The sequence below is a fragment of the Microbacterium aurantiacum genome (genome assembly GCF_002872075.1).
Classification (GTDB): domain Bacteria; phylum Actinomycetota; class Actinomycetes; order Actinomycetales; family Microbacteriaceae; genus Microbacterium; species Microbacterium aurantiacum_A.
The window spans coordinates 9,435-30,167 of record NZ_PGGU01000029.1 but is presented as its reverse complement, the minus strand read 5'-3'; the positions used below and the strand labels follow the sequence as shown (position 1 = coordinate 30,167).

The following is a 20,733-nucleotide window of genomic DNA, read 5'->3' as shown; positions in this document are numbered from 1 at the left end:
TGAAAAAGTGCAGTCCGAAGCTACGGTCTCGGCCAGAATCTCTTCTCGGTGTCGACGCCGTCGCCCCAGCCGGCGATGTCGACCCAGACGTCCACGCCGTCGCGGCCCTGCCAGCAGTCGAGCTGCTTCGATCCGCTGCCGTCGAAGTTGACGGTGTGAGAGCTGCCGATCTGGCCGTACGCGCTCGAGTTGCAGGTGACCGAATGGCTGCCGATACTGAGGTTCTTCCAGTTGACGACGAACTTCCGGCATCCGTTGACGCAGCTGCCCGCCGCGTCGCCCTGCGTGACCCAAACCTCCGCCGCGGGCGGGTCGTTGGTACGGGCGGATGCGGAGGCGACCGGCGTCCACTGACCCGTGGAGTCCTGTGCTCTGACCTCGATGGTGTAGCTCTGCTGGTATCCGTTGCCCGGCGTCCGCGATCCCGTCTGACCCACGTCCTGCCAACCGCCGTTGTTCACGCTGATCTGCGTGAGCGTGATGGGCCGGCCGTTGTATGACACGGTCGAGTCCCACGTCAGTTCGACGCTGGTGCCGAGGTTTCGGGCGTTGGCCCGCGGCGCGGTCGGTGGCCCGTAGGGGGTCTGGCTGACTCCGTTCGAGGGCCCGCCGACATAGGTCGTGCCGTCCACCGTCGCGACGCCGCGCACCTCGACTGTGTAAGGAGTGCCGTTGCCGAGGCCGCCGATGACGTTGTTGCCGGGAAGGCCGGCCCAGCCGCCGCCGTTGAGGCGGTACTGGTAGGCCACCTCACCGTCGCGTGCGCCGTTGCGCGAGCCCTGAGTGTAGGCGACCGTCAGCTGGCGATCGCCAGCCGTGACGGCCGTGATCTGCGGGGGCGACGGCGCGATGACGCCACGACGGGGGGCCGACATGGCGCTCGGTTCGCCCCAGCCGGCCTTGTTGTGAGCCTTGATGCGGTAGGTGTACGGCGTCTCCGATGTCGGAACGACGACGGCCTGGCTCGTTGCGCCAGCGCTCGGCGTGAGCGTGTTCCGGAGAGTGGAGCCCTCCCACACCTCCAGCGTGTAGCTGTCGATCGCGTCGCCGTTGCTGTTCGGCGCGACCCAGTTCACCTGCATCTGTGCCTGGTTGCCGACCGGCGCAAGCTCGGTGGTCGTGGGCGCGCCCGGCGCGAACGGCGGACCGGCCGGCACCTCGGACGTCGACCAGTTGCTCCAGCTCGACGGCTCGGGCGCCCGGTTGTGCGCCTGCACCTTCACCTGGTAGTTGCCGCCGTTCTCGAGGCCTTCCCAGGTCATCGAGTTGCCGGTGACCTCCTTCTGCGTGATGCCCGACGGCGGCGCCGGCGAGATCTCGAGCGTGTAGCGCTCCACCGGGGAGCCCGGCGTCGTCGGCGTCGTCCACGCCACCTGCAGCGACTTGTCACCGAACTTCAGCGTCGGCGGATTCGGAGTGTCCGGACGCGCATCCGGGCGGGCGATCTGCGACGCGCCGGAGGGCTCCGACTCGCCCACGCGGTTCGTCGCCGTCACCTGGAAGGTGTACTCGACGTTGTTCGTGAGCCCGTCGAGGGTGCAGGTCGTGGACTGGCACTCCTTCGAGTACGGGCTGCCCTGCACCGACTTGACGGTGTACTTCGTGATCTCGGCTCCGTTGTTCGACGGCGCCCCGTACGACACCACGACCGTGCGATCCTGCACGCTCGTGACCGTCGGTGCTCCCGGCGCCTCGGGCACGCCCTGGACCGTGACGACGACCTGTCCCGTGGCCTCGCGGTCGGGGTCCTCCGTCGCATCCTGGATCCGATAGCGCACCACCAGGGTGCCGACGAAGTCCGCGGACGGCGTGACCACCACGTCGTCGCCGCGCATGGCGGCTTCACCGGAACCCGTCTCGACCGCTGCGGACAGGAGCTTCAGCGGCGTCTCGGGGAACGGGTTGAAGTCGTTGGCGAGCACAGGCACCGTGACGCTCTTGCCCTGGTCCGCCTCCGAGATCGTGTCGGTGTTCGCCGCCGGCATCGCACGGTTCGAGGCGGTGACCTGCACGAGGACCGTGCCCTCCACCGGCTCGGTCTCGCCGTCGTCGATGCGCAGGGTCAGCGTCGCGACCGTGCCCTTCTTGACGTTCGAGGAGGCCTCGACGGAGAGTTTTCCGTCGCGGATCTGGGCGCTGATGCCCTTGCCCTCACCGCCGGTCAGCGTGTATTTGTGCTTACCGGCGTCCTCCGGGTCAGGATCGACGGTCAGCGGAACGAGGTCGAGCACCTGGGCGGTCTCACCCGGTGAGACATTGACCTCGCCGCGGATGAACGTCGGCTGCTGGTTCTCCGGCGGGAGCACGTTGATCGGGATGCTGAGCGTCGCCTTGCGGCCCTCGGGGTCGTCCGGGCCGGTGCCGTCCGTGACCTCGAATGTGAGCGAGTCCTGACCGAAATAGCCGGGCGCGGATGTGTAGACCAGGGTTCGTTCGTCCTTGACCAGGTCGGACCCGTCGGACTTCGGCGCGTTCACCTTGGCATGTTCGGTGATGACGACGTCGCCACCGCCGGCGACCGTGACGTACTCGGAGAGCGGCAGTTCCTTGGTCTCGCCGCTGATGACCTCGAGCGGCTTGGTCGACGTCAGCGACGGGCGGAGCCCGTCGACCGACGGCACGAAGATGAAGGCCGACGCCGCCAGGCCGTCCTGATCGGTGAGGGTGTAGCGGATCAGCTGCAGTTCGTCGGTGACGGTGACCCTGATCTTGCCGTTCTCGAGCGGCGTGCCCCCTGCCCCGACCTCCAGGTCGAGACGGTCGACGGTCCCATCCGGATCCTCGTCGTTCTCGAGGATGTCGAGATCGGCCGTCATGCTGCCCTTCTCGAGGTCGACCGGACGCAGCCGATCGTCCCGAGCAACGGGCGCCACCAGAGGAACATCCTCGTCGACGGTGATCTGCAGCACCGCTGACGCGTTCGCACCGCGGGGATCACTGACCGTGTACTGCAGGGAGGTCTCCAGCGACTTGTCCGGAGCCTGGACCAGCACGCGGTCGCCGGACACCCGGGCGGACAGCCCGGCGATGTCGGGCACTTCGAGGCCGTCCTTGACGAGGGCCACCTTCTCACCCTCGGGGTCGGAGTCGTTCACCAGCACCGGCACCGCGATCTCACGCCCCGGGCGCACCACGACGGCGTCCTTCACCGCGTACGGGGCCTGGTTGACCTGCTCGGCCGGCGCGATGCCGACGCGAATCGTCGCCGTTCCTTCTTTGCCGAGGCGATCGCGCACCCGGTACTTGAAGGTGTCCACACCGGTGGAGTCGTCGAACGCCTCGTAGGTGAAGTAGTTCTGCGCGACTTCGGTGATGCGTCCCTTCGTCGGGGACGAGGTGATGTCGAGGAGCTCGACGGAGTCGCCGTCGCCGTCGATGCCGTCGAGCGGCACCGCGATGTTCACCTCGGTGCCGCTGAGCGCGCGCGCCACGAGGTCGCGCGGGCGCGGCGCCGCATTCGTCTCCGCGTCGATGGGCAGGATCTGAACGGTGACGTAGCCCGCGGACTTCTGCTGCCGCGAGTCCACCGCCTCATACGTGAAGTACACGGTCTTCGCTTCGGCGCCGGCTTTGAACCGCACCGCGTCCTGGGAGACGAAGGCCTCGCCGTCCTCCGGGTCGACGAACGGCTCGATGAGTTCCGGGGCGACGTGCAGCGCATCGTCGCTCGGGTGGGTGTCGTTGTCGAGAACCGGGATCGTGACGACGTCACCGGCGCGCACGTACACGGTGTCGGGGTTCGCGAGCGGCTGCAGGATCTTCTCCGGCGCCGGGATCGGGATCACCACGACCTCGCCCTCGGCCGACTTCGATCCGTTGGAGATGCGGTAGCTGATGCGTACCTGATCCTCCAGCGTTCCCTGGTCGGTGATGCGCAGAGTCTCATGGTTGAGCACCGAGACCGAGATGCCGGTGCTCGGCTCCATCGACACGGATTGCACGACGAGGATGCCGCCGGACGGATCGGTGTCGTTGTTGAGCACGCCGATGAGCGCGTCGCCGCCGGTCGGCAGCAGCGCCACGTCGCGGACCGCGACCGGCGGCAGATCGACCTCGGCGCCCTCGGTCACGTCGATGCGCACGAGTCCCTCGCCGTTCTCGGGGCCCGCGGTCGCGAGGTACTGCACGTAGTACACGCCGACGGTCGGTGCGGAGAACGTGAAGGTCTTGTTCGTGAAGTCGGGGAGCACGGTCGCGCCCGGCGACTCGTCGACGCGTCCGAGACGCAGCGGTTCCCGGCCGGAGCTCGTGTCGTTCGCGAGGGGAGCGACCGTGATCTGCTCACCCACGCGAGTCACGACGTGATCGGCGTTCGTCTTCGGCTTGGTGGTTCCCTGCGGACGCACGTCGAGGGTGATCGTGGCCGTGCTGAGTTCGCCGAAGCCGTCGGCGACCGTGACCTGCACGTCCTTGCGACCCTGCTGGCTCGCCGTCGCCTTGTACGTGATCTGGCCGTCGGTGCTGAAGTCGACCTCATCACCGGGGGCCGCCACGACCTCCTTGAGGTAGATGTCGTCGCCGTCCGGGTCGATCCAGTCGGGAAGGATGTTGTACGAGATCGTGCCGCCGGCCTCGACGGTCAGCGAGGTCTTGCGCTTGGGCGATGGGGCCGCGTTGACGTCCCAGGGGTGCACGGAGAGGGCGACCGTGGCGGTGTCCTTGCCGCCTCGCCCGTCATCGACCTCGTAAAGGAATGAGGCCGAACCCGAGGCCTTCTCGTCGACGGCGATCTGCAGGGAGGCACCGTTGTAGATCGGCTGCACGGTGCCGATGGCGGGCTGCTGCTCGGCGATGGCTGCGACCAGGACGTCGCCGTCGGGATCGTTGTCGTTGTCGATCACAGGGAGCAGGGCCGACGCACCGGGGCGCACGCCGAAGGAATCGTCCTCCGCGATCGGCGGGGTGTTCACTTCGCTGCGCTCCGGGAGAGTGGTCTCCACCGTCTCCTCGGTGGATTCCTCCTGGTTCTCGGTCTCACCCTCGGGAGGGGTCAGATCGTTCCAGTTGTCGACCCGCTGCAGGCTCTCGTTCGCCATCCACGCGGCACCGCCGACGGCGTCGTTGAGGATGATCACATCGCGATTCACCCGGAACGTGAGAGTCGCGGAATCCTCGGCGTCCTTGATCGACGCGGCCACGTCGTTCGCGTCACCCGGGCACTCGCGGACGAACCGCGCGGCACCCGCCCAGGCCCCGTAGGTGCAGCCGTTCAGGAAGACCGGTGCTGCCGGAGAGCCCTCGCCGCCGGCATCCGTCGTCGTCGGCTCGCTGCCGTCGAGCGGCACTCGCACCAGCGCGGAGGATGTGGCGACAGCCACGGCATCCGTCTCGGCCGACGCCTGCTGCAGCACCGCATCCTCGGCGTTCGGCAGTTCGGTACGGAATCCGCCCGGCGTCGTCACGACGCCGGACACCGCATCCAGCACCACCGGGGTCCGCCCGACGACGCTGATCGACGCCTCGGCGGGGTCGATCTCGCCGAGCGACGCCGTCGACGACTCCAGGGGTTCGCCTTCGTTGTCGACCGACACCGTGACGACCTCGCCACGGGTACTGGCCAGGCCGAAGACAGTGCCGTCCTGCGCGACGGCGACATCGGCGTCCTTGCCGAGTTCCGCGACCGGCTCCTTGGACTCGATCTCGAACGACGCGATCCCCTTCACCGGCACGACCCACAGGTCTCCGGTCTTCTGGTCGAGGATCGCCGCGGTCTGGTTGCCCAGAGCCACCTTCGCCGAACCCGGGATGCCGGTGCTGTCGCCGAGCGACACTCTTGACGGGTCAACCGAACTGACGGTGGAGGAGCCCTCATCGACGACGAGCACGCTGGTGGCGTCCTGCAGGATGTCGTAGTTCTCACCCGTCGTGCGCAGACCGCCGTCGAGCACCGTGGACTCGTGGTTGAAGTGCCCCACGAGCAGACTCGACGTCTTGGTGATCCAGACTCCGCCGTCGTTCAGGTCGACCTTCGTCGTCGGAAAGCCCTCATACGTCAGGGCCATGGTGGTGAGTGCGACGACACCGGCGGTCACGCCTGCCGCCGAAGCAAGCACCTTCGGCCGCGCGCGAATCCACGACAAGGCTTTCATACTCGTTCCCCCATGGCCTGCACCATTCAGCTCGTCGGCCCGCCGCCTCGAAGGCAGCGGACACCCGATAATCCTAACCGTCCCGCGCGACACGCCCGATGGGGAGTAATCCCCATCGGGCGTGGGAGCTCATCCCCAGTTCGTCGGCTGGGCCCATCCCCACCCGAGGATCTCCAATCGGAGGTTGTAGTCGTTGCCCGAGGTACCGCCCGAGAAGCATCCCCACCCGCGGGTGTCCCACCCGTCCGCGCCCGCGGTCCCGTTCTCGGGGATGGTGTAGGTGTGATCGTAGGTCCCGATCCGCCCAGCGTCCGAATGGCATCTCACCGTGTACGTTCCCGCCGGGAAGTTCGAGACGCTGACCCACAGGAAGTAGCAGACGTCGAACTCGCATGGAGAACTGTGGTCACGAGCGACTGCCCCCTGCACGGTCTGCGCGGTCGGACTCGCCGTCGTGGCCGACGCCGAGTTCGTCGACGTCTGCCCTTGGGCATCCGTCGCCCGCACCGTCATGGTGTGGGTCTCCCCCGGGCCGTAGTTGCCGGTGGTGCCGCTGTTGTGCGCGACCTCCGTCCAGCCGCCGCCGTCGAACTGCACCTCCATCTTGACGATGGCGCGGCCATTCGGGCCCGGCGCGGACCAGGACCAGTTGATCGACTTGTTCGACACGCTGGCGGATGCTCCGGGCTGCCCCGGGAGACCGTACGGGCGCAGCACCGCCGACGGCGCGGATTCCGGCCCCGGCTGCGACTCCTGGCCGCCCACGACGGAGTAGGCACGCACACGCACCGTGTACTCGCCGTTGTTGGCCGCGGAGAGCCGCTTGCCGTCCCAGTTGCGGCTCCAGCCGCTGCCGTTGAGCGAGTACTCGTAGCGGAGCTCTTCGGTGTTGGCGCCGTTCGTGTTCGCCGTCGAGTAATCCACCTCGACCCAGTTGTCGCCTTCCCTCGTCGCCGTGATCGTCGGAGCACCGGGGCTGCCGAAAGCACGCTGCGGCGTGGACTGACCGCTCGGATCTCCCCAGCCCGCCTTGTTCCTCGCCCGCACGCTGAACGTGTAGTCGGCGGTGGACGTGTCGACCGTGACGTTCTGCGAGTGCTGTCCGCCGGCGACCGCGACCGTGCGCACGACGGTGCCGCCGCGGATCACGTTCAGCTCGTACGTCGACACCGGATCGCCGTTCTCGGACCCCGGGGTCCAGGACACCTCCATCTGCGCCTGGCTGCCGACCGAGGGCGCGCTGCGGGCCGTCGGCGTGCCGGGTGCGGCCGGAGGACCGGCCGGGATCTCGTTCGCCGACCAGTTGCTGAAGCTCGACGGTTCCGGCGCCCGGTTGTGCGCCTGCACCCGCACCTGATAGCTGGCGCCGTTCTCGAGCCCCTCCCAGGTCAGGGAGTTGCCCACGACGTTCGCCTTCTCGGCGATGCCCGATGGCGGTGCGGGGGAGATCTGCAGCGTGTACGACTCCACCGGCGAACCCGGCGTCGTCGGCGTCGCCCAGGACACCTTCAGCGACTTGTCGCCGAAGACCAGCGTCGGCGGGGCCGGAGTGTCGGGCCGTGCGTCCGGGCGCGCGATCGCCGAGACCGGCGACTCCGGCCCCTCTCCCACGCGGTTGGTGGCGGTGACCTGGAACGTGTACTCGACGTTGTTCGTCAGGCCGTCGAGCGTGCAGGTCGTCGCCGCACAGGTCTTCGTGTACGAGCTCCCCTGCACCGAGCGCACCGTGTACTGCGTGATCTCGGCGCCGTTGTTGGCGGGCGGCGACCACGACAGCACCACGGTGCGATCCTGCACGCTGGACACCACCGGCGAACCGGGTGCATCCGGCTCGCCCTGCACGGTGAGCACGATGGTGCCGTCGACCTCGCGGTCGGGGTCGTCCGTCGCGTCCTGGATGCGGTAGCGGACGACCATCCGGCCGACGAAGTCGGCGCCCGGCTTCACCTCGACCTCGTTGCCGATCACCGTGGCCGTTCCGTCACCGGTCTCCGGCGTCGCCGACAGCACCTCCAGCGGGGTATCGGGGAAGGGATTCACATCGTTGTCGAGAACCCGCACCCGGATGGCCTTGCCCTGATCGGCCTCGTCGACGGTGTCGGTGTTCGCGGTGGCCAGGTTGCGCGTCGATGCCGACACGGTCACGGCGACCGTTCCGGTCACGGGTTCGGTCGTGCCGTCGTCGATGCGCACGGTCACGGTCGCTGCCGCGCCCTTTCGGGTGTTCGTGGATGCCTCCACCAGCAGCCGGCTTCCGTCGACCCTGGCCGATATCCCACCGCCCGGCTGCTCGACGACCGCGAAGCGGATCTTCTCCGCATCCTCGGGGTCCGGGTCGGTGGTCAGCGCGGCGAGGTCCAGCGTCGCCGGCTCCTCGCCCGGCGCCACCGACACCTGTCCGTTGACGAACACAGGCTGCTGGTTCTCCGGAGGAAGGACGATGATCGGGATCGTCAGCGTCGCCTTCCGGCCCTCCGGGTCATCCGGTCCGGCTCCGTCGGTCACCTCGAACGTGAGGGCATCCTTGCCGAAGTACCCCGCTCTCGAGGTGTACTGCAGCGTCCTCTCGTCCTTGATCAGACTCGAGCCGTCCGCATTGACCGCGCTGACCTTCTCCGCCTCGGTGATGATGACATCACCACCGCCCGCGACGGTCACGTACTCGGCGAGCGGCAGTTCCACCCGTTCGCCGCTCTTCACCGTCACGGGCTCGGTCGACGACGGCGCCGGGCGCAGTTCGCGGAGCGCAGGCACGAAGATGAACGCGGATGCCGTGCGCTCATCGAGGTCGGTGAGGGTGTATCGGATGAGCTGACGTTCCTCACCGATGGTGACGCGCACCGTGCCGTCCTCGAGCAGTCGCCCTCCCTGCTCCACTTTCAGCTGGAGGTCATCGATCGTGCCGTCCGGGTCCTCGTCGTTCTCGAGCACCGCGACATCGACCTGGAGGCCGTCGACGACATCAGCGGACCGGACGCGGTCGTCCCGTGCGATCGGCGTGAGCAGCGGAACGTCCTCGTCGACGGTGATCTGCAGAACGGCGGTCGAGGTGGCTCCCCTCGCGTCGCGGATCGTGTACTGCAGAGACGTCTCGGTCTCGCGGTCCGGGACGTCGACGATCACGCGATCGCCGGACACCTTCGCGGACAGCCCGTCGACATCAGGCAGTTCAATCCCCTTCTCGACGAGGATGATCTCGTCGCCCTCGGGATCGGAGTCGTTCGCCGTCACCGGCACGGCGACGGAGCGGCCGGGTCGGACGACGACCGCGTCCTTCACGGCGTACGGGGCCTGGTTCATCGACTCGGAGGGGGCGATGCCGATGCGGATCGTCGCCGTCCCCTCTTTCCCGAGACGGTCGCGCACACGGTACGTGAAGGTGTCGACGCCGGTGACGCCGTCGAACGCCTCGTAGACGAGGTAGTTCGACCCCACCTCGTTGATCTGCCCCTTGGCGGGGGCGCTGGCGTTCTCCAGCAGCTCGACGGAATCGCCGTCGGCGTCGATGCCGTCGAGCGGGATCGCGATCTGGGTCGACGATCCGCTCAGCGTGCGGACCGTGACGTCGCGCGGCCGCGGCGCCGCGTTGGCCTCCTCGTCGACGGCGAGGATCTGGATGTTGACGAAAGCGGCATCCTTCTGCCCGATCGAGTCCACAGCCTGGTACGTGACGTACGCGGTGCCCGGCTCGGTTCCCGCACGGAACCGGACGGCGTTCTGGGAGACGAAGGCCTCCCCCTCGGCGGGGTCGACGAGGGGTTCGACGAGCTCCGGATCGAGGCGCAGGATGTCGCCGCTCGGATGCGTGTCGTTGTCGAGGACCGGGATCGTCACCACGTCGCCGGCGCGCACGGTCACCTGGTCGTCGTTGGCGACCGGCGCCTCCAGCTTGTCCGGTGCCGGGATCGGGATCACGATGACGTCGCCTTCGGCCGTCTTCGTCCCGTTGGAGATGCGGTAGGTGATGCGGACTTCCCCGCTCAGGGCGCCCTGATCGCTGATCCGCAGGGTCTCGTGGTTCAGCACCGAGACCGAGATCCCGCTCTGAGGTGGCACGGTGACGGACTGCAGGACGAGGATGCCGCCGGCCGGGTCGGAGTCGTTGCCGAGGACGCCCAGCAGGATCTCTCCGCTGGTGGGGAGCAGCGCGACATCGCGGACCGCGACGGGCGGCAGTTCGGTCTGCGCCTTCTCCAGCACATCGACGCGGACGAGACCGGGGACCCCGTTGGGACCCGCGCTGACCAGGTACTGCACGTAGTAGACGCCGGGCTGGTCCGCGCGGAAGGTGAACACCTTGTTCGGGAAGTCGGCGACGATCGCCGCGCCGGCGACCTCGTCGACCCGGGAAAGCCGCAGGGGCTCCCTTCCGGAACTGGTGTCGTTGGCCAGAGGAGCGACCGAGATCAGCTCACCGACCCGGGTCACGACATGATCGGCGTTCGTCTTCGGCAGCGTCGAGCCGGCCGGACGCACATCCAGACGGAGGCTGCCGTGCGACACCTCGCCTTGAGAGTCCGAGACGACGACCTCGATCTCCTTGATGCCCTGCGCGCTCGCGATCGCGTGATAGCTGATCTGACCGTCGGTGCTGAAGTCGACTTCGTCACCGGGTGCGGCGATGACGTTCCGCAGGTAGACGTCGTCGCCGTCGGGGTCGATCCAGTCGGGAAGGATGTTGTAGGAGACAGTTCCGCCGGATTCGACCGCGATCGACGTGGGCCGCTTCGGTGTCGGAGCGGCGTTGACGCTCCAGTCGTGGACGGAGACCGCGACCGCCGCCGTGTCCTTCCCGCCGCGTCCGTCATCGACCTCGTAGACGAACGACGCCGAACCGGAGGCGTCTTTCGCGACCTGGATCTGGAGCGAACCGCCGTTGTGGATCTGCTGCACCTCACCCAGCGACGGCTGCGTCTCCGCCAGCGCCGCCACGAGCACATCGCCGTCCGGATCGTTGTCGTTGTCGAGCACCGGCAGAAGCGTGGTCCCGCCGGGGCGCACGCCGAACTCGTCATCCGCAGCGACGGGTGGAGTGTTGATCTCGGTGCGCTCGGGCAGGGTGGTCTCGACCGTCTCCTGGCTGGACTCCTCCTGGTTCTCGGTCTCGCCTTCGGGCGGTGTGAGGTCGTTCCAGTTGTCGACGCGCTGCAGGCTTTCGTTCGGCAGCCAGGCGGCGCCCCCGACGGCATCGTTCAGGATGATCACGTCTCGGTTCACGCGGAAGACGAGACTGGCGGAATCCGCCGCATCCGGAATGGTCTCGTTCACGTCGTTCGGTTCACCGGGGCATTCCCGCATGAAGCGCGCCGATCCCGCCCAGGCCGCGTAGGTGCAGCCGCGCAGCGCGACGGGAGCCGCCGGCGCGCCCTGGGCCTCGGAACTGACCGCCTGTGGTTCTGCCCCGTCGAGCGGCACGCGAAGCAGATGCGACGTCGTCGCGATCGCGACGGCATCCGTCTCGGCCGATGCCTGCTGCAGCACGGCGCCGTCGGCGTCGCCGATCTCGGTGCGGAATCCGCCCGGGGCCATCACGAGTCCCGCCGCGGGATCGAGCACGATCGGGGTGCGGCCGACTGCGGTGATGGTGGGTGCGACCGAGGCATCCAGTTCGCCGAGGCCGGCCGTCGAGGATTCGAGCGGCTGCCCCTCGTTGTCGACGGGAACGGTGACGACCTCTGCCCTTTCGCTGGAGAGGCCGAAAACGGTGCCGTCGTACGCGACGGTCACGTCGGCGTCATCGCCGAGCTCGGCCACCGGCTCGGCGGCCTGGAACTCGAAAGCGGCGACGCCCTTGATCGGCACCACCCAGAGGTTGCCCGACTCCCTGTCCAGAATCGCGACGCTGCGGTTGCCGAGCGCGACCTTGGCACCGGACGGGATGCCCGTGCTGTCGCCGAGCGACACCCTCGCCGGGTCGACGGAGCTGAGCGTGGAGGAGCCTTCGTCGACGACGAGCACACTCGTCGCATCCTGCAGGATGTCGAAGTTCTCACCCGTCGTGCGCACGCCGCCGTCGAGCACCGTGGACTCGTGATTGAAATGCCCCACGAGCAGGCTCGACGTCTTCGTGATCCAGACGCCGCCGTCGTTCAGGTCGACCTTCGTCGTCGGAAAGCCCTCGTAGGTGAACGCCATCGTGGTCAGCGCGATGACGCCGGCGGTCACGCCGGCCGCCGATGCGAGCGCTCTGGGCCGAGCCCGAACCCACGACAGAGCCTTCATACCTGGTCCCCCCAGAGCTTGCACCCTCTTGATCCGCGTCACGACAGCGAAGAGCTGCGACACACACGATTACTCTATCGGTTGCACCAAATGCCTCGATGGGGAGAACTGCCCATGGGCGAAGCGTCCCCGATCCGTCGGGTCAGGTCCGCCAGCATCCCTCGACGTGGTCGTCGACCATGCCAGCCGACTGCATGAGGGCGTACATCGTCGTGGGGCCGACGAATCGGAATCCACGTCGCCGCAGCTCCTTGCTCATCGCGGCGGATTCGGGCGTGACCGCCGGCACATCGGCGAACGACGACGGACGCGGCCTGGACGACGAGGGCGCGAACGACCACATCAGAGCATCCAGCTCTCCCTCTGCCATCTCCTGCACCAGGCGCGCGTTGCCGATCGTGGCCTCGATCTTCGAACGGTTGCGGATGATGCCGACATCGGTCATCAGCCGCATCACGTCGTCTTCGCCGAAAGCGGCGACCACCGCCGGGTCGAAGCCCGCGAACACCTCGCGGAAGCGCGGCCGCTTCCGCAGGATCGTGATCCAGCTGAGCCCTGCCTGGAACCCCTCGAGCGACATCTTCTCGAACAGGGCACGGTCGCCATGCAGAGGAGTGCCCCACTCCTCGTCGTGATAGCGGCGGTACTCCGCATCGTCGCCGACCCAGGCGCAGCGGTGACGTTCATCGGGGCCGGCGATCAGAGAGGTCATGTCTCCGACGCTATCGCCCGGCGCCGACGTCAGGCGGCGATGGTCGACGCGTCGATCACGAACCGATAGCGGACGTCCGAGGCGAGCACGCGCTCGTAGGCGTCGTTGATCGCGGATGCCGGGATGACCTCGATCCCGGGGAGGATGCCGTGCTCGGCACAGAAGTCGAGCATCTCCTGCGTCTCACGGATGCCGCCGATGTTCGAGCCGGCGAGCGTCTTGTTGCCGCCGATCAGCGACATCACGCCGAGGGACAGCGGCTCTCCGGGGGCGCCGACGCAGACCATCGCGCCACCCACGTCGAGCAGGCCGAGATAGGCCCGCAGATCGACGACGGCGCTGACCGTGTTGAGGATCACATCGAAAGACCCCCGCAACTCCTTGAACGTCGCGGGATCGCCGGTCGCGCGGTAGTGATCGGCGCCGAGCCGAAGCCCGTCTTCCTTCTTGTTCAGCGTCTGCGACAGCACGGTGACCTCCGCGCCGAGCGCGTGCGCGAACTGCACGCCCATGTGGCCCAGCCCGCCGAGGCCGACGACGGCGACGCGGGTACCCGGTCCGACCTTCCACCGGCGCAGTGGAGAGAACGTCGTGATGCCAGCGCAGAGCAGCGGTGCCGCCGCGTCGAGCGGGATCGCATCCGGGATGCGGACGACGAACGACTCCGTCACCACGACCTGCTCCGAGTACCCGCCCTGCGTGACGGTTCCGTCGCGGTCGGTGCTCCCGTACGTGAACACGGCACCTTCGGCGCAGAACTGCTCCTCGTCGCGGAGGCAGCTCGGGCACGCGCCACACGAATCCACCAGGCAGCCGACGCCGACCCGGTCTCCGACGGCGTGCTTCGTCACCTCGGCGCCGACGGCTGCCACGACTCCGGCGATCTCGTGCCCTGGCGCGAGCGGGTATCGCTGCGGTCCCCAGTCGCCGCGGACCGTGTGGATGTCGGAGTGGCAGATGCCGGCGAATGCGATGTCGATGAGCACATCGCGGGGCCCGAGTTCACGGCGCTCGATGACGGTGGATTCCAGCGGGGCGGCTTCTTCGGGCGCGGCATAGGCGCGGACGTGACTCATGTCCTCGAGCCTACCGACCTGCTCTCGCGCTAGCGCTTCGCCTTCTTGAGCGCCTTCTCCTGCACCGGCGCCTTCCCAGAGGCCGCGAGATCGGCGTAGTAGGCGCGTGCCTCATCCTGACGCTCGGCCTCGGCTCCCGAGGCGAGAGGAGCACGGACGTGCTCCGGCTCGTAGCCGAAGGCGTTCACGAGGTCGAGGGCGTACGGCCGCAGCCGTCCGCACAGGCGATCGATGTAGCTCGACACCGCAGCAGCGCGTTGCGTGGAGAGGCGGCCGTTGATGAGGTGCCAGGCGAGGTGCTTCTCGATGAGCTGCAGTCCGAAGAGGTCGCGCAGCCAGGTGAGCACCTTCTTCGTCTCGGCGTCCTCGATGCTGCGCACCGCATCGGTGAACGCCTCCCACTGCAGCAGTTCGCCGTGCGCTCGGGCCGCTTCGATGAGCTCGGCCTGATTCTCGTTGAACAGACGTGCGCCGAGTGCCCTGTCCTTCGCACCGAGGCGCAGGCGCCCCGCGATATCGGAGACCATCTGCTGCACCCGGTCGGAGAGGAGCTCGTGCTGCTGCTCCTCGCGGAGGCCCTTCTCGACGGATCGCGCAGTCGAGCCGAGGTCGGCGACGGCCTGACCGAACTGCCGGAGGCCCGCGCCGTGGAACACCTTGCCGGCGGTCTGCTCAACGGCGAACTTCGCCAGCGCGGCGGCATCCTTGCCCTGGAACTGCTTCGCGTAGTCGGTGAGCAGGCGCTTGCCGACGAGCTGCAGGAGCACGTTGTTGTCGCCCTCGAAGGTGACGTAGATGTCGAGGTCCTGACGGAGCCCGACGAGGCGGTTCTCGAACATGAAGCCGGCGCCGCCGCAGGCCTCGCGCGCCTCCTGCAGCGTGTCGAGCGCGTGCCAGGTCGACAGGGGCTTGAGCGCTGCCGCGAGCGTCTCGAGATCCTCGCGGTCGTCCGGGGTGTCGGTGCGGCCGGAGAAGACGCCGTCGAACTTCTGCAGGAACTCGTCGTGCGCGAAGATCTGCGCATAGGTGGTCGCCAGGCGCGGCAGCAACCGGCGCTGGTGCTTGCCGTAGTCGAGCAGCACGACCTCCGCTCCGTCGGCTCCGTCGAACTGGCGGCGCTGGGTCGCGTAGGTGATCGCGATGTACAGGCCGAGAGCGGATGCCCAGGATGCGGCCCCGTCGAGCGAGACGCGACCCTGCACGAGGGTGCCGAGCATCGTGAAGAACCGGCGGCCGGGGCTGTCGATGGCGCTCGAGTACGTGCCGTCGGGGGCGACGTCGCCGTAGCGGTTCAGCAGGTTCGTGCGCGGGATGCGGACATGGTCGAAGTGCAGCCGGCCGTTGTCGATGCCGTTGAGGCCGCCCTTGAGACCGTCGTCCTCGCGTCCGATCCCGGGAAGGTCGTTGCCCTCCTCGTCACTGAGGGGCACGTAGAAGCAGTGCACGCCGTGATTCACGCCGTTGGTGATCAGCTGGGCGAACACGGTCGCCGCGATGCCATGCAGGGCCGCGTTGCCGAGGAACTCCTTCCACGCCGCGCGGAACGGCGTGTGGATGACGAACTCCTCTGTCTCGGGATCGTAGGTCGCGGTGGTGCCGATGGCGGCGACGTCCGAGCCGTGGCCCATCTCCGTCATCGCGAACGCGCCGGGGATCTCGAGGTTCATGATGCCGGGGAGCCACTTCGCGTGATGCTCTTTCGTGCCCAGCTGCAGGACGGCCGAGCCGAACAGCCCCCACTGGACGCCCGACTTGATCTGCAGGCTGGGGTCGACGACGACGAGCTCCTCGAAGCCGGCGATGTTGGCCCCGTTGTTCTCCTCGCCGCCGAATTCCTTCGGGAAGGCGCGATGCACCGCGCCGTTCTCGACGAGGAGATGCAGCTGGCTGAGCACCCGTTCGCGGTGCTCGTCCATGCCCAGCTCGTCCTTGCGCCAGAACGCAGGGTCCTTGATCATCTCGCGCGCCTGGCGGCGGGTATCGGCCCAGGTGCCGAGCAGGAGTTCATTGACCGCGTCGACGTCGATCTGCGGAGTCTCCGCGTCGTTCGTCTCGGTGGGGGTCGTCGTAGGACGGACGGCGGCGTCGACCATGAGCGTTCCTCTCAAGGGAGAAGTAGGGATGCTCATATCGTAGGTCTGCGACAACGTGGGGGGAACTCCGCTGTGAGCATCCTCTAATTGCGAGCCTCGTCGCGCCCCCTGACACTTGTGGCCTGGCCACAGGGACGGTTCGCCCTCAGCATCGCCGATCCTCGAGGTGGCACCTCTCGCCGCTATGAGGCAAGCAATGCGACCTCAGGTGCCACCTCGAGGACCGGATGCGGTGGGGATCTCGCCGCCGCCGGGTACGCCGGCTCCTTCGGGATCTGGCAGCGAGCGTCCTCGCACCCCTCACATGGAGGCGAGCGCCAGCGCGATCGCATCCGCGTAGGCCTGCTGACCGCCGGCGTTCGGGTGGAATCCACGGTCGACCACTGGCTGTCCGGGAACGAGTCCGCTGATCCAGCGGCTTCCGCTGTCGCAGAGCCCGTGCCCGTCGAAGGCCCCGACGACGTCGACGTACCGCACGCCCGGGTCGCCGGTCTGGCCGACGTAGCCGCCGACCCCCGCCTGCACCGCGGAGTTGAGCTGCCAGAGTCCGGCATTGACGCCGGCGGCCTGCGCCGAACTGAACTTCACCGAGACGCCCTGGTAGTTTCCGACGCTGCACGAGTTGACGACCTCACCGAAGAGCATCGGATAGCCGGTGACTACGATCAGTGCGTTCGGGGCCAGTGTGCGAACCGCTCCGAGCAGCTGGCCGATGCCGATGGGCACACCCTGCAGGGCCACTGCGGCGGCGTTCATCGCCGCACCGCAGGCGAGATCGGTGCCGGCGCTGCTGCATGCCGCGAGCACGCCCTGCCAATCGAGATCGTTGACCCCCGCCGTCAGCGTCACCAGTTGCGTGGCCGGGCCGAGGTCTCCGAGCTGCCCTGTGGCGACCTGCGTCGTGGTGGCCCCGGCGCAAGCGCTCGAAGAGACCGGGACCCCGGACGTCGCCGCGAGAAGCATCGGATAGGACTTCTTCGATCGCAAGCAGGACTGGTCGACATAGGGCAGATTGCCGGTGCCGGCAGCCTCCGAATCACCGATCGCCACATACACCGCGCCCGGATCATCCGCCGCCGCCGCGTGCGGCAATGCAAGCGCCGCTCCCCCGAGCGCGAGCACAGCGAGCATGGTGATGAGTCGTCTTCTCATGGTCGTCCCCTTGCAGTCACCGGTCCCCAGAACCGGCCCGTCAGCGGCATTGCCGGCGAGATGCCGCCAACACTAGACCTGCCGCTCTGCGGGCACCAGAGCAATCGTGCGGGCGGATGCAGACTCGGCGGCGGGCGGCGCGCGGATCCTGCGGTGGGCGGCGCTGCTCAGCCGGAAGCGATCACGGCGAGCACGCCCTCGCCGTAGGCCTCGCGCTTCTTCTCGCCGATTCCGGTGATGCCGTCGAGGCCCGACAGCGAGGTCGGGCGATGCTCGGCGAGAGCCCGCAGCGTCGCGTCGCCGAAGACGATGTACGCAGGCACGCCCTGCTCCTTCGCCGTCGCCGCCCGCCAGGCGCGCAGCGCTTCGAAGAGCGACCGGTCGCCGGCATCCAGCGCGTCCGCGGCCGATGCCTTCCGAGCGCGGGTCGTCGTGACCCGCCCGATCGTGTCCTTGCGCAGCGGCACCGGCATCTCGCCGCGCAACACTCCGGCTGCCTGCTCACCGGGGGCGAGGGTGCCGTAGTCGCCCTGGGCGACGAGGATGCCGCGGGCGAGGAGCTGCCGGACGACGCTGCGCCAGTCCTGGTCGGAGAGGTCGGCGCCGATGCCGAACGTCGAGAGGCGCTCGTGGCCCTGCTGCCGCATCCGCTCGGTCGATGCGCCGCGCAGGATGTCGATGAGGTGGCCGGCGCCGAACGACTGGCCGCGCTCGCGCTGCAGACGCACGATCGTCGACAGCAGCTTCTGTGCGGGGACGAGTCCGTCGAACGTCTCGGGGGACTCCAGGCAGGTGTCGCAATTGCCACAGGGCTCGGAGTCCTGCCCGAAGTAACCGAGCAGGTTCTGCCGCCGGCATTCGACCGTCTCGCAGAGCGCGAGCATCGCGTCGAGATGCTGCCCGAGGCGCATCTTGAAGGTGCGATCTCCCGGGCTCTGATCGATGAGGCGCCGCTGCTGCACGACGTCGCCGAGACCGTATGCCATCCAGGCGATCGCAGTCTCGCCGTCGCGGCCGGCACGGCCGGTCTCCTGGTAATACCCCTCGACGGATTTCGGCAGGTCGATGTGTGCGACGAACCGGACATCCGGCTTGTCGATGCCCATTCCGAAGGCGATGGTCGCGACCATCACGACGCCGTCTTCGCGGAGGAAGCGCGACTGGTTGGCCGCGCGCACCTCGGCGGGAAGCCCCGCGTGGTACGGCAGGGCGTCGAGCCCCTGAGCTGCGAGGTAAGTAGCGGTCTGCTCGACCGACTTGCGGCTGAGCGCGTAGACGATGCCGGCTGCGCCCTCGGTCTGAGACTTGATGAACGCCACCAGCTGCTTGCGCGGATCGATCTTGGGAACGATCCGGTACTGGATGTTCGGGCGGTCGAAACTCGCGACGAAGTGCTTCGCCGCCGGCAGCTGCAGTCGCTCGGTGAGCTCCTTGTGCGTCTCGCGCGTGGCTGTGGCGGTGAGCGCCATGCGCGGCACACCGGGGAAGCGCTCGGCCAGGTCGCCGAGGGCGAGGTAGTCGGGGCGGAAATCATGACCCCACTGCGACACGCAGTGAGCCTCGTCGATCGCGATGACGCTCAGCGTGCCGCGCTGCAGGAGCGCAGTCGTCTGCGGGCTGGACAGCCGCTCGGGCGCGACGTAGATCAGGTCGAGTTCGCCGGCCAGGTACTCGCGTTCGACCCTGGCGCGCTCCTGCGGCGCCTGGGTGGAGTTGAGGTACGCCGCACGCACGCCGTTTGCGCGGAGGGCGTCGACCTGGTCGTGCATGAGCGCGATCAGCGGGCTGATCACGAGCCCGGTGCCCTCGCGCACGAGCGCGGGCACCTGGTACGTGACGCTCTTGCCGCCACCGGTCGGCATGAGCACGACGGCGTCGCCGCCGGCGACGACGTGCTCGACGATCGCCGCCTGATCGCCGCGGAACGCGTCGTAGCCGAAGACCGTGTGCAGCGCCTCGCGCGGGGTCGCATACTGGCTCGGCGTGGCCTTGCGGGCGGTTGCCGGTGCGACTGACGTCACGGGGCCAGGGCCCCAGTCGAGAGGCGGCTCGTAGCCGGGCCCCTGCGGCACCCAGTCCATCTCCTCGGGCGGAGCGTCGTCCCACGGCTCGTCGGGGTACGGCACGTCCTCGTACGGGTCACGAGGAGTCTGCGGCATCCGTCCAGCCTAACGACCGGCACCGACGTCGGCGGGCGCTGTCCACAGGGCGAGCGGTCGGCGTGGGCTCGCGGGCTTTCATACCGGGGCATTCCGGTGGCGCCTGTGGTCGCTTTCGGGCCGGCGAAGCGGCGATTGGTGCCACCTCAACCGGGGGCGCGGATGCCGAGGACCGTAGCGCGGAATTTGGTCAGAAAGTTTCTCTGATCTGCTGGTTTTCGGGGTCGGAATGTCGGTGGCCCCCTGTTGTATGGAGGCATGAACAACCCCGTCGCCCTCCTGGATCAGGTCGTCTCCGACCTCGACCGGGTGCTCGGTGCGGACGGGCTCGGATCGTTGTCGGATGCGGAACGGATGGACGTGCTCCGCGTCGCGGGGGACGCGTTCCGGCGCATCGAGGCCGTCGTCGTGGAGACGACCGCCGGTGCCGAGCCGGGGTTTGCGGATCAGTTCGGATGCCGGAGCATGAACGAACTCCTGCAACGGGTGCTCCGCGTCGATTCGCCGGGGGCGGCGCGGGTGGTGAAAGCCGCGGACCTCGTGCATCAGGACGTGGAACTCACGTCCGGAGCACCGCTGCCGGCCCGGTGGCCGGCGTTGCGGGAGGCGATGCGGGACGGGACGATCGGGATCGCCGGATTGCTCGCGGCGACCGGGCCGATCGACCGGGCCGGGGTTCGGATCGGGCTCACCGATCGGCTGCGCGCGGATGCGGAGCTGGCGCACCAGGCTCGCGGGTACGTCCTCGCTGACGCTGACAGCGCCGATGCCGATGCCGCTCCTCGGGTCCCTGAGCTTGTCGAAGGGCCCGGACCCGACGCTGCTCCGCCGGCGACGCCGGAAGACTTGAAGCAGTTCGCGCAGCTGGTCGCGATGTATCTGGACCCGGACGGGTCCGCCCCATCGGCGGCGGAAGCATCGCAGGGGCGCTCATTCACCGTCGGGAGGCTCCGCAACGGGACGTATCCGGTCCGCGGGAACCTGCTCCCCGAGGTGTACGCCCAGTTGCAGCTGCTCTTCGACGCGCAACTGAACCCGAAGACGGCGGGCCCGACCGATTTAGGCGTGGTATTCCGTCCGTCCGACGAGATCGACAGCAACGGGGATCCCTTTAATGACGATCCGCGGAACGTGATCGACCAACGCACCCGCCCACAGAAGCAGCATGACGCCCTCGCCACCGCTCTCGGCATCGCCGCCCGGCACGACGAGATGCCGAGCCTGGGCGGC

8 protein-coding genes are annotated in these 20,733 nt (G+C 68.4%); 1 reads left to right on the top strand and 7 read right to left on the bottom strand.

Annotated features, from left to right (window positions below):
* Positions 1 to 20: 20 nt before the first annotated feature.
* From CUR96_RS17160 to recQ, 7 genes are all read right to left on the bottom strand, one after another.
* Positions 21 to 6,032, bottom strand: coding sequence for an Ig-like domain-containing protein (locus CUR96_RS17160; protein ID WP_245861439.1), 6,012 nt, complete (start codon positions 6,030 to 6,032; stop codon positions 21 to 23).
* Between the two features lie 186 nt (positions 6,033 to 6,218).
* The gene (locus CUR96_RS17155) at positions 6,219 to 12,254 is read right to left on the bottom strand and encodes an Ig-like domain-containing protein (protein ID WP_245861437.1); all 6,036 of its coding nucleotides are present in this window, start codon (positions 12,252 to 12,254) and stop codon (positions 6,219 to 6,221) included.
* A 199-nt stretch (positions 12,255 to 12,453) separates the two neighbouring features.
* The gene (locus CUR96_RS17150; protein ID WP_102194555.1) at positions 12,454 to 13,023 is read right to left on the bottom strand and encodes a DNA-3-methyladenine glycosylase I; all 570 of its coding nucleotides are present in this window, start codon (positions 13,021 to 13,023) and stop codon (positions 12,454 to 12,456) included.
* 29 nt (positions 13,024 to 13,052) lie between these two features.
* On the bottom strand, positions 13,053 to 14,099 hold the full coding sequence (locus CUR96_RS17145) for an NAD(P)-dependent alcohol dehydrogenase (RefSeq protein ID WP_102194554.1): 1,047 nt from the start codon (positions 14,097 to 14,099) through the stop codon (positions 13,053 to 13,055).
* A gap of 29 nt (positions 14,100 to 14,128) precedes the next feature.
* Complete coding sequence (locus CUR96_RS17140) at positions 14,129 to 16,192, bottom strand: acyl-CoA dehydrogenase (RefSeq protein ID WP_102194553.1); 2,064 nt, start codon at positions 16,190 to 16,192, stop codon at positions 14,129 to 14,131.
* A gap of 300 nt (positions 16,193 to 16,492) precedes the next feature.
* The gene (locus tag CUR96_RS17135) at positions 16,493 to 17,344 is read right to left on the bottom strand and encodes an SGNH/GDSL hydrolase family protein (RefSeq protein ID WP_102194552.1); all 852 of its coding nucleotides are present in this window, start codon (positions 17,342 to 17,344) and stop codon (positions 16,493 to 16,495) included.
* A gap of 167 nt (positions 17,345 to 17,511) precedes the next feature.
* Positions 17,512 to 19,503 carry a DNA helicase RecQ gene (gene recQ, locus CUR96_RS17130; protein WP_102194551.1) on the bottom strand — a complete coding sequence of 664 codons (1,992 nt, stop codon included), beginning with the start codon at positions 19,501 to 19,503 and terminating at the stop codon, positions 17,512 to 17,514.
* A 258-nt stretch (positions 19,504 to 19,761) separates the two neighbouring features.
* Between recQ and CUR96_RS17125 the strand changes: the two genes are divergently transcribed.
* A partial coding sequence (locus CUR96_RS17125; RefSeq protein ID WP_146008181.1) for a DUF222 domain-containing protein occupies positions 19,762 to 20,733 on the top strand: 972 nt, incomplete at its 3' end.

Bases quoted from the DNA above. Each gene is read 5' to 3' on its own strand.
- CUR96_RS17150 (WP_102194555.1), bottom strand. From the start codon at position 13,023: ATGACCTCTCTGATCGCCGGCCCCGATGAACGTCACCGCTGCGCCTGG.
- CUR96_RS17145 (WP_102194554.1), bottom strand. From the start codon at position 14,099: ATGAGTCACGTCCGCGCCTATGCCGCGCCCGAAGAAGCCGCCCCGCTG.
- recQ (WP_102194551.1), bottom strand. From the start codon at position 19,503: ATGCCGCAGACTCCTCGTGACCCGTACGAGGACGTGCCGTACCCCGAC.
- CUR96_RS17135 (WP_102194552.1), bottom strand. From the start codon at position 17,344: ATGAGAAGACGACTCATCACCATGCTCGCTGTGCTCGCGCTCGGGGGA.
- CUR96_RS17140 (WP_102194553.1), bottom strand. From the start codon at position 16,192: ATGGTCGACGCCGCCGTCCGTCCTACGACGACCCCCACCGAGACGAAC.